Raw genomic sequence first — 12,699 nt, forward strand, 5'->3', positions numbered from 1 at the left:
GCCGCCGCCCTTGCCGCAGGGCCTGCCCGATGCGTCGCAGGATGCGAGCAAGGCCTTCGAGCCCCCGCCGCCTGGACCCACCCAGGCGTCACCGCCTCCCGCCGCGCCGCCGCCCGGCGGCAAGGTGCCGGCTCAGATGCTATCGGATGATCAGCAGAGCCGGGAGCAGGCCCTGCGCCAGGTGCCGGACGATCCCGGCAGCCTGCTGCGGGCCCGCATCCGCGCGCGCTATTTCGGCGGCCCCGTGAGCGTCCCCGCGGAGGGCGAGCCGTGACCCGCCCGCTGCTGCGCCTCCTCGTTCTGTTCGCGGTGCTCCTGATGGCGACGCCGCTGCTGGCCGGTGCCTTCAAGGCGAGCGTCGAGCGCATGCCCACGGACCAAAGCGAGCCATTCGAGCTCGTGCTCAGCCTGTCCGGGCGGGACAGCCTTGAGCCGCCCAACGTGTCTGCACTGACGAAGGACTTCGAGATTCTCGATCGCAGCAAGCGCAGCCGGGTGGACACGGTCGCCGGGCAGCGGGTCGAGGTGAACGAGTGGGTGCTGACCCTGGTGGCGAAGCACCCCGGACGCCTCACCATTCCGCCGCTGTTCCTCGGCGGCGAGACGAGCGCGTCCATCGACCTCGACATCGCCCCCGGCGCCCCCATCGAGCCGCCGGATGACGGCCCGGTCTCGCTGGCGGTGGATGTGCAGGGCACGCCGCCCTTCTTCCTCCAGAGCGAGATCCCGGTGGTGGTGCGTATGTTCGACCGCGTCGGCGCGCTGGAGGCCACGGCGGGGCAGCCGGAAGCCGACGGCGCCTCCTTCACGCCCGATGGGGGGCTCAAGACCTATTCCCGCGTCTTCGGCCGCCAGCGCTACCGGGTCGTCGAGCTGCGCTACGTCATGCGGCCGCAGCGCACCGGCACCCTCCTCATCCCTTCCGTCGCGCTCAAGGCGTCCATTCCCTCCGCCCCGCTGGCGGGGCAGGAGCAGGCCCGCATTCTCGGCCGGCCTGCCATGCCGTGGCTCGGCGGCGGGTTCAATGCGGGGCGCAAGGTCACGGTCCATTCCAACCCGGTGGAGGTGGAGGTCCAGCCGCGCCCGGCCGGCATCACCGGCTGGTTCCTGCCGGCCCGGGCGGTGATGCTGCGCGAGAGCTGGTCGCGCCCGCCGGCCGAGGCGAAGGTGGGTGTCGCCCTCGTGCGCACGCTGCGCCTGGAGGTGAAGGGCGCGTCTGCGGGCCAGCTGCCGCCGCTCGCGGCGCCGGAGGTCGACGGGGTGCGCCAGTATGCCGAGGAGGGCAAGCCGGAGGCGACCTCCCTGGGCGGGGGGACCGGCGCGGTGGTGGAGACGCGGGTCTCGGTGGTTCCCACCCGCGCGGGACCGGTGACGTTGCCGGCCATCTCCGTGCCGTGGTGGAACGTGGCGACGAACCGCGCCGAGACTGCCACCCTTCCCGCCGTGACGCTCGACGTGGCGCCCTCCGCCGACGGCGGAACGGCGCGCGCGCCAGCGGCGCCCGTGGCCGGATCCACGCCCGCACGGTCTCCCGACGACGGGGCGCCGCAGGGCGGCTGGAGCCTGCGCGACCTGATCGCGGTCGGTTTCGTGACCGCGCTGGTGGCAGGCACCGTCTTCTACAGCGGGCGCCGGCGCCGTCCGGCCGGGGCGGCTCCCGAGCCGGCGCGCGCAGGACCCGCCGGGCCGGGGGCCTTGCGCGGCCGCAGGAGCCTGAGGCCGGCCGCGCCGTTCCTTGATGCGGCCGGGGCGGCGCGCGCGCTCGATGACGCCTGTCGCCGGAACGATGCCGCCGCCGCCCACCGGGCCTGGCTCGATTTCCGTCGCGCGTCGGGGTCCGGCGCGGAGGTGGAGTGCTCGCGCCCTCTGGCGCAGGCGGTGGAGGATCTCAGCCGGCATCTTTACGGCGGCAATGCCGGCGCATGGGACGGGCGCGCCCTGCGCACGGCCCTCGCCGCCGAGCGGCGCGCGGCGCGCCCGCGCCGCAGGAGCCGGGGCCTCCAGCCGCTCTATCCCACGCCACGCTGAGGGCCGGGGCTTGCGGGGCTTGCGCCTTCAGACGCTGCCCCACACCCGCAGCAGGAAATCGGTGAACACCGAGACCGCCGGCGAGCGCACCGGCGTCGCCCAGGCGGCGCAGGTGACGAGCTTTTCCGGCACGTCGTCGAGATCGCGGATGACGATGCCGCGCCGCTGCAGATTGCGCACGCAGCTCGCATAGACCGAGACGCCCGCCCCCGCGGCCACCAGCCCGAAGATGCCTTCGGAGGAGGACGCCTCCTGGGCGATGCGCGGGGTGAAGCCGCTGCGGCGGCAGATGGAGAAGAAGGCGTTGCGGAAGGCGCCCCAGTTCTCGCCCGAGCCGAGCACGAATGGCTGCCCGGCGAGATCGGAGAGGCGCAGGGTGCGCACGTTGGAAAGCGGGTGGGTGATGGGCAGGAGTGCCACGTAGCGGTTGTCGTCGAAGGTGTAGCTCTCCATGCTCGGCTCCTCGAACGGGCCGATCATGAAGCCGATGTCGATGCGCTCGGCGAGCAGCGCCTCCTGCTGCTTGAAGGTGGGGATGAACGACAGCTCCAGCCGGATCTCGGGCCGGTAGCGGCTGAAGGCGTTGAGGAATTCCGGTAGCCGGCCGTTGATGGCGAAGTCCATGTAGCCCACGCGCAGCACGCCCACCTCGCCGCTGGCGGTGCGGCGGGCCATGGCGGCGGCGCGCTCCAGCCGCTCCAGCGCGGCGCGGCCGTCGGCGAGGAAGGCCTTGCCGGCCTCGGTCAGCTCCACCGACCGGGTGGTGCGGGCGATCAGCGGAACGCCCACGTCCAGCTCCAGGTCGCGGATCAGGCGGCTCATGGCCGGCTGGGTCATGTGGGCGCGCTGGGCAGCGCGGCTGAAGTGCAGTTCCTCCGACAGGAGGACGAAGGCACGGACGTGGCGGAGGTCGAAGCGCATGGATCAATTCATATCACAGACGGCATAAATCGTGCTGAATTTGGAATTTCTCCTGTCATAGAAGATTGCGCAATCTGGTCCCTGCAAGTCCGCGCAAACGGGCGGAAAAACCAGCAGGGATAAAGCAATGGCCTTCGAGGACGATCTCGATGCGGCGCTGACGCGCGCCTTCGAGCAGGCAACCTCCCTCTACCAGGGACGCGGCTTCCAACGGCGGGTGGGCTTCGGCAGCCGGCCGGCGCTGATCAATGTGGATCTGGCCAATGCCTGGACCCGCCCCGGCAACCCCTTCACCTGCGAGAAGATCGACGACCAGATCATCCCCGGGGTGCAGGCGCTGCTGGCCGCATGCCGGCGCAACGGCCACCCCGTGGTGCATGTGACCACCTGCTACCAGGTCGCCGACGAGACCGAGGCCGCCACCGACATGGGCTTGTGGCATCACAAGATTCCCATCGAGGTGGTGGACCAGGCCAAGCCCGAATTGTGGGCCATCGACAGCCGCATCGAGCCGGTGAAGGGCGAGCAGGTGCTCATCAAGAAGCGGGCCTCCGCCTTCCACGGCACCTATCTGGCCGGCTTCCTGCGGGCCAACAACGTGGACACCATCCTGGTGACCGGCGTCACCGCCTCGGCCTGTGTGCGCACGACGCTGTGCGACGGTCTGGCCGAGGGCTTCCGCACCATCGCGGTGAAGGAATGCATCGGCGACCGGGTGCCCGGCGCGGTGGCGTGGAACCTGTTCGACATCGACGCGAAGTTCGCCGATGTGGAGCCGCTGGAGCGCTGCATCTCCTACCTCGACGACGTCGGCGCCAAGTCCCGCGCAGCGGCGTGAAGGGTCCCGCGCGGCGGCCTGATCCGGTCGCCGCGCCCAAGCGCGGCGACTTCAGGATGTTCTCCGGCATCGACGACTTCGACTTCGACTTCAAAAACAAAATCCAGAGGCGGACATGACGAAGACTGATCTCACCCTTTCGGGTGCGCCCTCGCGGCGTGCCGTCCTCGGGGCGCTCGGTGCGGGGGCGGCGGTGCTCGCCGCCCCGCGCCTTGCCCGCGCGCAGGAGGGCACCCTCGTCGTCTCCAACTGGGGCGGCGACTGGAACGAGCGGACCATCCGCTTCGTGGAAGCGCCGCTGGTGGAAAGCCGGGGCATCAAGATCGTCCGCGACCTCGGCATGGAGCCCGAGCGCAAGGCCAAGCTGATCGCCGAGAAGCGGCTGAGGCGCGGCACCATCGACGTCATCCACATCAACGAGGGCGACAGCGTGGAGCTGAACGCCCAGGAGGTGCTGAGCGACATCGACTTCGCCAAGGTGCCCAACTACGCGGACGTGGTGCCGGCCCTCAAGTCCAAGCCCTTCTTCGTGCCGTGGCTCTACAGCGGCGTCACCATCGTCTACAACAAGGACAAGGTGCCGAACCCGCCCAAATCCTACGAGGAGCTGTGGGACAAGAAGTGGGCCGGCAAAATCGGCCTCACCAACCAGCTTTATTTCAACTACATCATGATGGCCGGCCTGATCAAGGGCGGCAACGTCACCAATACAGATCAGGGCAAGGAACGGCTGATCCAGCTGAAGGAGCTGACCCAGCCGCGCATCTATGCCGCCCACCAGCAGCTCGGCGCCGGCCTCGTCAATGGCGAGGTGGACATCGCGGTGAACTACAAGGCGCGCGGCCTGCAATGGGCCAATGACGGCGCGCCGCTGGCCATCCAGTATCCGTCCGAAGGCGCCATCGCGGTGATGTTCGGCGCGGCCCTGCCCAGGCGCGCGCCCAGCCCGGACCTCGCCTATATCTATTTCAACGCCATGCTGGACAGGAAAGCCATGGCGGGCCTTGCCGGCGCCAGCTTCTACGCCCCGGCCAACGCCAGGGCGGACCTCACCGACGAGCTGCGCGCCAAGGTGGACTTCACGGCGGCGCAGGCCGCCGCCCTGAAATTCCCCGATTACGCCCATGTGGCGAAGAATACGGCGGAATGGCTTGAGTGGTGGAACAAGAACATCGCCCGCTGAGCGCGGCCGGCATGTCGGGTTCGGCCATGTCCACGGCAACGACCAGCCCCGGCGGCGCCACCGCTCCGCCCCTCAATCTTCCCGCGCCGGGTGCGCGGGAGCGCCGGCGCCTGTCGCCGGCTTTCGGCCTCGCGGCGCCCGGAACCCTGTTCGTGGTGCTGGCGCTCATGGGGCCGCTCGCCCTCATGTTCCGCTATTCGCTGAACCGGTTCGTGCCGGGACAGATGATGGTGGAGGCGGTCACCCTCGCCAACTACCAGAAATTCTTCGCCGACAGCTATTACCAGGAGGTGCTGGCGACCACCCTGTGGGTGTCCGCGCTGTCCACGCTCCTGTGCCTGCTGGCGGGCTTTCCGGTGGCGTATTTCCTGGTCCGGCAGGCCAGCGACAAATGGAAGGGGCGGTTGCTCCTCCTCGTCATCCTGCCGCTGCTCATGGGCAATGCGGTGCGCACCGCGGCGTGGATGGTGATCCTGGGCGACAAGGGCCTGTTCAACGCATTTGTCGGTGCGGTGGGCCTGTTGCCGGTGAAGCTCATGTACACGCCCACCGCCGTGGTCATCGGCCTCGTCTCGGTGCTGCTGCCGTTCATGATCGTGACCCTGCAGAGCGTCATCGAGGGCATCGACGCCAACCTTGAAGCCGCCGCCTCCAGCCTCGGCGCCTCGCACCTCACCACCCTGTGGCGGGTGGTGCTGCCCTTGGCGCTGCCCGGCATCCTCGCCGGCACCATGCTGTGCTTCATCCTGTGCATGAACGCCTATGCGACGCCGGTGCTCATCGGCGGCCCGAGCTTCCAGATGATGGCGCCCGCCGTCTACCAGCAGGTGGCGAAAGCCATGAACTGGCCCTTCGGCGCCGCGCTCGCCTTCGTGCTCATGGCGGTGACTTTGGTGCTCACCACCACCGCCAACATCCTGGTGCAGCGGCGCTATCGCCGCTGGAGCGAGTGAGGGGAGCCGGAATGAGGGGAGCCATGGGCATTCTCGCCATCAACCGCATCTATGCCGCGCTCTCGGCGCTGGTGCTCGCCTTCGTGCTGCTGCCGCTGGCGGCCATCGTGTGGGTGAGCTTCTTCGCCAACCGCATCCTGTCCTTCCCGGCCACCGGATACACCCTCGACTGGTATGTCCGCGCCTGGGAGCAGGAGGCGTTCCGCAACGGCTTCATCACCAGCGTGGAAACGGCGCTCGCGGCGGTGGCCATGTCGCTGGTGCTGGGCGTGCCGGCGAGCCTGGCCCTGGTGCGCTACCGCTTTCCGGGGCGGGACGCCATCCAGACCCTGCTGCTGTCGCCCATGGTGGTGCCGGGCATCGTGGGCGGGGCGGCGCTGTTCATGGCCTTCATCGAGCTGGAAGTGCTGCTGGACGTGGAGATCGCCGGCACCCTGCCGGGCCTGCTCATCGCCCATGGCCTCATCGCCTTGCCGTGGACGGTGCGGCTGGTGACGGCCTCCCTCGTGGGCATGAGCCCGTCTTATGAGGAGGCGGCGCGCTCGCTGGGCGCGGGGGTGCTCACCACCTTCTTCCGGGTGACGCTGCCCATCATCAAGCCGGGCATCGTGGCGGCGGCGCTGTTTTCCTTCGTCGTCTCCTTCATCGACCTTGAGAAGTCGATCTTCCTGGTGGGGCCGGGCCGCACCACGCTCCAGATCGCGCTGGTCTCGTACCTGGAATGGAACCTCGATTCCACGGTGGCGGCGGTCGCCACCGTGCAGATCCTCATCATCGGCGCGCTGCTGATCGCCAGCGACCGCTATGCCCGCCTCGCGCGGGCCTTCTGAAGCGGTTTCGAGCGAAGTGGTTTCCGGTTCGCGTGAAGAAAACGCATTGAAACAAGTCAAGGGAACACGCGTGCGTTTCAGTGAAACGCGCAAATGTTCCAAAACCCGCCTGCCTCCGGGGTGAAATCATGTCCGACGTCATTCTTCAGTCCATCGTCAAGCGCTACGACGCCACCACCGCCGTGGACAATGTCTCGCTCACCATCCGCCAGGGCGAACTGGTGGCGCTGCTCGGCCCCTCCGGCTGCGGCAAGACCACGACCCTGCGCATGGTGGGCGGCTTCATCCCCGTCACCGAGGGGCGCATCCTGGTGGGCGGGCGCGATCTCACGGCGCTGCCGCCCAACAAGCGCAACATGGGCTTCGGCTTCCAGAATTACGCCCTGTTCCCGCACATGAGCGTGGGCGAGAACGTGGCCTTCGGCCTCCAGATGCGCAAGCTGCCCAAGGCCGACATTGCGGCCAAGGTGAAGACCGCGCTCGACCGGGTGAAGCTCTCCCATCTCGCGGACCGCCTGCCCAAGCAGCTTTCCGGCGGCCAGCAGCAGCGGGTGGCGCTGGCCCGCGCGCTGGTGATCGAGCCGGACGTCTTGCTGCTCGACGAGCCGCTCTCCAACCTCGACGCGCAATTGCGCAACGAGATGAAGCTGGAGATCCGCAACATCCAGCAGCAGCTCGGCATCACCACCATCTTCGTCACCCACGACCAGGACGAGGCGCTCTCGGTGGCCGACCGGGTGGTGCTGATGCGCGCCGGGCGCATCGAGCAGATGGGCGCGCCGGACGACCTGTTCGAGCGGCCGGCCTCCCACTTCGTGGCCGAATTCATGGGCGTGACCAACCTGTTGGCCGGCACGCTGGAAAGCGTCGGGCGGTTCCGTCTCAAGAGTGGGGAGGTGGTGGCGGTGCCGGTGGCCGGGCTGTCCGGCGACCTGGCGCTGGCGCTGCGGCCCGAGCGGGTGATCCTCGACGGCACCGACGAGGCGCTGCTCGCCAATACGCTCTCTGCCGAGGTGGAATTCGCCACCTATCGCGGCCTCGTCATCGACTACCGGGTGCGCCTGCCCTCGGGCGTGACGCTGATTGCCCGCCGGCCCTCGCCGGCGGTGGGCGGCCCGGCGCCGCTCAGTCCCGGCCGCGCCGTGCGCGTGTCCTGGCAGCCCGAGGCCGGCACGCTCGTGCCGGTGTGAGCCGGCACGTTCTGGATGTCTGCCGGTGTGAGCCGGCACGCCATTTCATTTTCCAGTATCCGCCGGCGTCCGGCCGGCACCTCAGAAAGCATCTTGCCGTGAACCTGCACGTTTCGCCCACGAAGGAAGATCAAGCCGTGTCCAGCCTGCACGAACAGCTTGTCGTCATCGACGGCCTCATCATCTCCGACTTCTCCCGTCCCGTGTTCGAGGATATGCGCAAGGGCGGCCTGACCGCCGCCAACTGCACCTGCTCCATCTGGGACAACTTCACCGAAACCATGCGCAACATCGCGAAGTGGAAGAAGGACTTCGCGGCGAATAGCGACATCATCTCCCAGGTCTACACCACGCAGGACATCCTGAAGGCGAAGGCCGAGGGCAAGACCGGCATCATCCTCGGCTGGCAGAACACCTCGGGCATCGAGGACCGCATCGAATACCTGGAGCTGTTCCATGAATTGGGCGTGCGCATCATCCAGATGACGTACAACACCCAGAATTACGTGGGCTCCGGCTGCTATGAGGGCACCGACAGCGGCCTCTCCGACTTCGGCCACGACGTGGTTGCGGAGATGAACCGCCTCGGCATCCTGTGCGATCTCTCCCATGTGGGGCCGAAGACTTCGGAAGACACCATCAAGGCGTCGAAGCAGCGCGTCGCCTATTCCCACTGCCTGCCGGCGGGGCTGAAGGCCCATCCGCGCAACAAGAGCGACGCGCAGCTGCGCTTCATCGCGGACAAGGGCGGCTTCATCGGCGTCACCATGTTCCCGCCCTTCCTGGCGAAGGGGCCTGAGGCCACCGTCGCCGATTACGTGGAGGCGATGGAATACATCATCAACATCGCCGGCGAAGACATGGTGGGGGTGGGCACCGACTTCACGCAGGGCTACGGCAAGCCCTTCTTCGACTGGATCACCCACGACAAGGGCTTCGGCCGCAAGCTCACGGATTTCGGCGCCGTCATCAATCCGGAAGGCTTCCGCGAGATCGGCGATTTCCCGAACCTCACCGCCGCCATGGAGGCCCGCGGCTGGTCCACCGCCCGCATTGAGAAGGTGATGGGGCAGAACTGGCTCCAGCTGCTCAAGGACGTGTGGGGCCGCTGAGCCCCTTTTCGTCTTTCCTCCAACGCGGGAATACTTTCAAGATGGCCAAGCCCGAGATTGAGATCGACGTGGACCCGGCAACCGGGCGCTGGTTCGTGGACAAGATGCCCATGATCCTGGTGCCTCAGCATTTCTACAACAACAACCACTTCGCCATCGAGGGCGCGCTGGGGGCGGAAGCCTTCGACGCGGCGCTGGCCCCGGCGGGGCACCTCTCTGCTTTTGTATGGTGCAGGAAGCAGGCGGAGGTCTATGGTCTCGAAGGGGTCGATGTCTTCGCCCACTACATGAAGCGGCTGTCGCAGCGCGGCTGGGGCCTGTTCTCCATCCGCGCCATCGACCCCGTCGCCGGCACCGCCACCATCCGCCTCGACAACTCCTCCTTCGTGACGGACGAGACGCGGAACGCCGGCCGCAAGCTCTGCTACATGTTCGCGCCCTGGCTTGCCGGCGCGCTGGAGTTCGTCTGCGAGCAGGCGGGGGCGCCGCAAAAGCTCGAAGCCCGCGAGGTGCAGTGCGCCGCCGAGGGCCATGACTTCTGCCTCTACGAGGTCAGGCCCGCCGCCTGAGGCGGGCATCTTCTTCAACAAGACCTGAATAAGCGACCCGAAAACGGGCGCACCTTCCATCCGACCAGAGGACTTGAGGACCATGAGCGACAAGATGAACATGTCTCGCCGCACCGCGCTGAAGACGTTTGGTGTGGCCGCCGCCGGGGCGCTGGCGGCGCCGTCCGTGATCACGCGGTCGCTGGCGGCCGGCGAGACGCTGGTGGTCTATAATTTCGACGGCCTGCTCGGCAAGGTGATCAAGGATCACTGGATCGACCCCTTCAGCCAGAAGACCGGCGTGAAGGTGGAAGTGCTGACCATGCAGGGCTCGTCCCCGCCCATGGCCAAGATCAAGGCCCAGGTGGATGCCGGCCGCCCCGATGCGGATGTCATCCCCATGCAGATGACCGACTATGTCTTCGGCGTGCGGAACAATCTGTTCCAGACCATCGACGCCAAGGACATGCCCGAATACGCCAACCTCTATCCCGATTACATCACCCCCTATGGGCCGAAACTCGTGCTGTGGAGCTACGGCCTCGCCTACAACACCGACAAGATCAGGACCGCGCCCACCGCCTGGGCCGACCTGTGGGACCCGCAGTACAAGGGCAAGGCGGCGCTGAACGAGGCGCTGTTCGACCAGGCGCTGCAGATGGCCAACCTCGTCGCCAAGGGCAAGCCCCTGCCGGTGGACGACGCCACCTTCGCCGCCCTCACCAAGCTGCGCCCGAACCTTGCGACGCTCTGGACCACCGGCGCCCAGGCCGAGCAATTGCTGCGCACCGGCGAGGTGTGGATCATGCCGGTGTGGAACGGCCGCGTGTATCCGCTCAAGGATCAGGGTGTGCCCATTGATTTCGTCTCGCCGAAGGAAGGCTTCTTCACAAGGGCCGATCCGTTCTGCATTCCGCGCGGGGCGAAGAACCCGGACCTCGCCAAGGCCTTCATCAACTTCTCCTGCACCACCGCCCCGCAGCAGGCGCTGGCGGAGGGACTGTTCTACGCCTCGCCCAACCAGAAGGTGGTCTATCCGCCGGAGATCGCCAGGCGCGTGGTGGTCTCCACCCGCGAGGAACTGGCCCGCGCCGTGCCGGAGAATTTCGAGGTGATCGTGGACAATCTGCCCGACTGGCGCCGGCGCTGGGACGCCTGGAAGCAGAGTTGAGCGAAAGCCGGTCGCGGAGCCTTCGTCATGGCGAGCGATGCCTCTCTTCCATCCTCCCGAGAGCGCGATCCGATCAGATTGACTCAATCTGATCGGAGAATCGCCCTCTCACTCTTGGATAGAGAACGCGTTATCCGATCAGATCGCGATGCGATCAGATCGGCGCGTGCTCTAGCGGACCCACGGGGCAAGTGGATGTCATTGAAAAGCTGCGGTCGCCAGGGTCTCGGCCGGCTCGGATGGTGGGGGCTTCTGGCCCCCGCCATGGCGCTGTACGCCCTTGTCTTCTTCATGCCCTTGGGCGTGCTGGTGGGCGAGAGCGTGCACCCCTCCGGCGCGCCCCGGCTGTCGCTCGCCAATTATGCCGCCTTCTTCAATGATGGCGTCACCTTCTCCATCTTCACGCGGACGGTGCGGCTCGCCTTCTTCGTCACCCTCACCTGCCTCGTCTTCGGCTATCCGCTGGCCTTGTTCATGCGGCGGGCGGGGCCGGTGCTGCGGCTGGTGGCGCTCACCATCGTGGTGTCGCCGCTGCTCACCTCGGTCATCGTGCGCAACGTGGCGTGGCTGCTGGTGCTGGGGCGCGAGGGCATGGTGAATACCCTGCTGCGGCAGGCGGGTCTCATTGATGCGCCGCTGCCGCTGCTCTACAACACCTTCGGCGTGGTGGTGGGCGTCACCCATGTCTACCTCGCCTTCCTGGTGCTGCCGGTGTTCTCCGCGCTGCTCGCCATCGACACTTCGGTGGAGCAGGCGGCCTCGAGCCTGGGCGCCTCGCGCTTCACCGTGTTCCGCAAGGTGACGGTGCCGCTCTCTTTGCCGGGGGTGATCGCGGGGTCCACCCTCGTCTTCGTGCTCACCATGGGGGTGTACCTGACCCCGGTGATCATGGGCGGCAGCTTCGTCACCACGCTGCCCATGGTGATGACCGACCTGGTGCGCACCCAGTTCGACTGGAGCCGGGCGGCGGCCTTCGCCATCGTGCTCCTTGCCTTCATCGCCATGGTGATGGTGGCATCCAGCCGCGCCGAGCGGCGCATCGAGCGCATGCGCGGGGAGCTGTGATGAGCGAAAACCGGATCGGCTTTCTCGTGGGCACCATTGCCGTCACGGTGATGGTGTTCCTCATCCTGCCCCAGCTCATCCTGCTGGTGCAGTCGTTCACGGCGGAAGACTATTTGTCCTTCCCGCCGAAGCATTTCGGGCTTCGGTGGTATGCCTTCATCTTCCACGACGAGACGTGGCGGCGGGCGCTTTCCACCAGCCTCCTCATCGCCGTGCTGGTGACGCCCCTTGCCGTCGTCATCGGCACGGCGGCGGCCATCGGGCTCGACCGGGGCCCACAGCGGGCGCGCAAGGCCATGCGCACGGCTCTGGTCTCGCCCATGGTGCTGCCCCACGTGGTGCTGGGCATGGCCATATACCGGGTGTTCCTGCCCCTGCGCTTCGACGATACGCTCGCGGGCTTCCTGGTGGCGCATCTGGTGCTGTGCGTGCCCTATGTGATCGTCACCGTGGGCGCGAGCCTTCAGGCCATGGATCGCTCGCTGGAGCAGGCCGCCATGAGCCTTGGCGCCTCGCTTCCGGTGGCCTTGTGGCGGGTGGTGCTGCCGCAGGTCGCGCCGGGGGTGATCGCGGGGGCGGTGTTCGCCTTCATCACCTCGTTCGATGAATTCATCGTCACCTACTTCCTGGCCAGCCGGCAGACCACCGCGCCCATCCAGATCTTCTCCAGCCTCTCCTACCAGCTGGAGCCGTCCATCGCTGCGGTGTCGGGCCTGACGCTGGTGGTGACGGCAGCGCTGTGCGGCCTGCTCATCCTGCGCGGAAGCATGGCGGGCACGGTGCAGGTGGCGTGAGGGGGGCGTTTCCGCATTCCCCACCGCGGGGCCTCTCGCCCCGGTCTGTCTCTTATACACACCTGA

General features: G+C 67.6%; 12 protein-coding genes and 1 pseudogene. 12 read left to right on the forward strand and 1 reads right to left on the reverse strand.

Translation table 11 applies throughout. From position 1 onward, the window contains the following. Both K9U40_RS19400 and K9U40_RS19405 read left to right on the forward strand, forming a co-directional pair. Positions 1 to 274, forward strand: a pseudogene (locus tag K9U40_RS19400) (hypothetical protein); the annotation flags it as partial. Continuing rightward, complete coding sequence (locus tag K9U40_RS19405) at positions 271 to 2,028, forward strand: BatD family protein (protein WP_282891784.1); 1,758 nt, start codon at positions 271 to 273, stop codon at positions 2,026 to 2,028. The pseudogene K9U40_RS19400 and the gene K9U40_RS19405, both read left to right, overlap by 4 nt. A gap of 27 nt (positions 2,029 to 2,055) precedes the next feature. On the opposite strand, the gene K9U40_RS19410 is transcribed toward K9U40_RS19405, so the two are convergent. After that, positions 2,056 to 2,949: a LysR family transcriptional regulator gene (locus K9U40_RS19410; protein WP_282891785.1), complete on the reverse strand. Its 894-nt coding sequence runs from the start codon at positions 2,947 to 2,949 to the stop codon at positions 2,056 to 2,058. A gap of 127 nt (positions 2,950 to 3,076) precedes the next feature. Here K9U40_RS19410 and K9U40_RS19415 point away from each other — a divergent pair, with 127 nt between their 5' ends. The 10 genes from K9U40_RS19415 to K9U40_RS19460 all read left to right on the forward strand — a co-directional run bounded on the left by K9U40_RS19415 (position 3,077) and on the right by K9U40_RS19460 (position 12,633). Beyond that, positions 3,077 to 3,787 (forward strand): isochorismatase family protein, encoded by a 711-nt coding sequence (locus K9U40_RS19415; protein ID WP_282891786.1) that lies wholly within the window; start codon positions 3,077 to 3,079, stop codon positions 3,785 to 3,787. A gap of 115 nt (positions 3,788 to 3,902) precedes the next feature. Next, positions 3,903 to 4,970 carry an ABC transporter substrate-binding protein gene (locus K9U40_RS19420; protein ID WP_282891787.1) on the forward strand — a complete coding sequence of 356 codons (1,068 nt, stop codon included), beginning with the start codon at positions 3,903 to 3,905 and terminating at the stop codon, positions 4,968 to 4,970. A 26-nt stretch (positions 4,971 to 4,996) separates the two neighbouring features. After that, positions 4,997 to 5,923, forward strand: a complete 927-nt coding sequence (locus K9U40_RS19425; RefSeq protein WP_282891788.1) for an ABC transporter permease — start codon at positions 4,997 to 4,999, stop codon at positions 5,921 to 5,923. A gap of 23 nt (positions 5,924 to 5,946) precedes the next feature. Continuing rightward, entirely contained in the window at positions 5,947 to 6,753 is an 807-nt protein-coding gene (locus K9U40_RS19430; RefSeq protein WP_282891789.1) for an ABC transporter permease, read from the forward strand. A gap of 128 nt (positions 6,754 to 6,881) precedes the next feature. Then, positions 6,882 to 7,943 carry an ABC transporter ATP-binding protein gene (locus tag K9U40_RS19435; RefSeq protein WP_282891790.1) on the forward strand — a complete coding sequence of 354 codons (1,062 nt, stop codon included), beginning with the start codon at positions 6,882 to 6,884 and terminating at the stop codon, positions 7,941 to 7,943. 137 nt (positions 7,944 to 8,080) lie between these two features. Further along, on the forward strand, positions 8,081 to 9,055 hold the full coding sequence (locus K9U40_RS19440) for a dipeptidase (RefSeq protein ID WP_282891791.1): 975 nt from the start codon (positions 8,081 to 8,083) through the stop codon (positions 9,053 to 9,055). Between the two features lie 41 nt (positions 9,056 to 9,096). Further along, positions 9,097 to 9,624, forward strand: a complete 528-nt coding sequence (locus K9U40_RS19445; protein ID WP_282891792.1) for a 4-vinyl reductase — start codon at positions 9,097 to 9,099, stop codon at positions 9,622 to 9,624. A gap of 82 nt (positions 9,625 to 9,706) precedes the next feature. Beyond that, positions 9,707 to 10,774, forward strand: coding sequence for an ABC transporter substrate-binding protein (locus K9U40_RS19450; RefSeq protein ID WP_282891793.1), 1,068 nt, complete (start codon positions 9,707 to 9,709; stop codon positions 10,772 to 10,774). A gap of 195 nt (positions 10,775 to 10,969) precedes the next feature. Then, the gene (locus tag K9U40_RS19455) at positions 10,970 to 11,839 is read left to right on the forward strand and encodes an ABC transporter permease (RefSeq protein WP_282891794.1); all 870 of its coding nucleotides are present in this window, start codon (positions 10,970 to 10,972) and stop codon (positions 11,837 to 11,839) included. Then, on the forward strand, positions 11,839 to 12,633 hold the full coding sequence (locus tag K9U40_RS19460; protein WP_282891795.1) for an ABC transporter permease: 795 nt from the start codon (positions 11,839 to 11,841) through the stop codon (positions 12,631 to 12,633). Before K9U40_RS19455 ends, K9U40_RS19460 begins: the two co-directional genes overlap by 1 nt. The last annotated feature ends 66 nt before the right edge of the window (positions 12,634 to 12,699 follow it).

This window comes from Xanthobacter autotrophicus (assembly GCF_030015065.1).
Taxonomy (GTDB): domain Bacteria; phylum Pseudomonadota; class Alphaproteobacteria; order Rhizobiales; family Xanthobacteraceae; genus Xanthobacter; species Xanthobacter autotrophicus_D.

Bases quoted from the DNA above. Each gene is read 5' to 3' on its own strand.
- K9U40_RS19410 (WP_282891785.1), bottom strand. From the start codon at position 2,949: ATGCGCTTCGACCTCCGCCACGTCCGTGCCTTCGTCCTCCTGTCGGAG.
- K9U40_RS19415 (WP_282891786.1), top strand. From the start codon at position 3,077: ATGGCCTTCGAGGACGATCTCGATGCGGCGCTGACGCGCGCCTTCGAG.
- K9U40_RS19420 (WP_282891787.1), top strand. From the start codon at position 3,903: ATGACGAAGACTGATCTCACCCTTTCGGGTGCGCCCTCGCGGCGTGCC.
- K9U40_RS19425 (WP_282891788.1), top strand. From the start codon at position 4,997: ATGTCCACGGCAACGACCAGCCCCGGCGGCGCCACCGCTCCGCCCCTC.
- K9U40_RS19430 (WP_282891789.1), top strand. From the start codon at position 5,947: ATGGGCATTCTCGCCATCAACCGCATCTATGCCGCGCTCTCGGCGCTG.
- K9U40_RS19435 (WP_282891790.1), top strand. From the start codon at position 6,882: ATGTCCGACGTCATTCTTCAGTCCATCGTCAAGCGCTACGACGCCACC.
- K9U40_RS19445 (WP_282891792.1), top strand. From the start codon at position 9,097: ATGGCCAAGCCCGAGATTGAGATCGACGTGGACCCGGCAACCGGGCGC.
- K9U40_RS19450 (WP_282891793.1), top strand. From the start codon at position 9,707: ATGAGCGACAAGATGAACATGTCTCGCCGCACCGCGCTGAAGACGTTT.
- K9U40_RS19455 (WP_282891794.1), top strand. From the start codon at position 10,970: ATGTCATTGAAAAGCTGCGGTCGCCAGGGTCTCGGCCGGCTCGGATGG.
- K9U40_RS19460 (WP_282891795.1), top strand. From the start codon at position 11,839: ATGAGCGAAAACCGGATCGGCTTTCTCGTGGGCACCATTGCCGTCACG.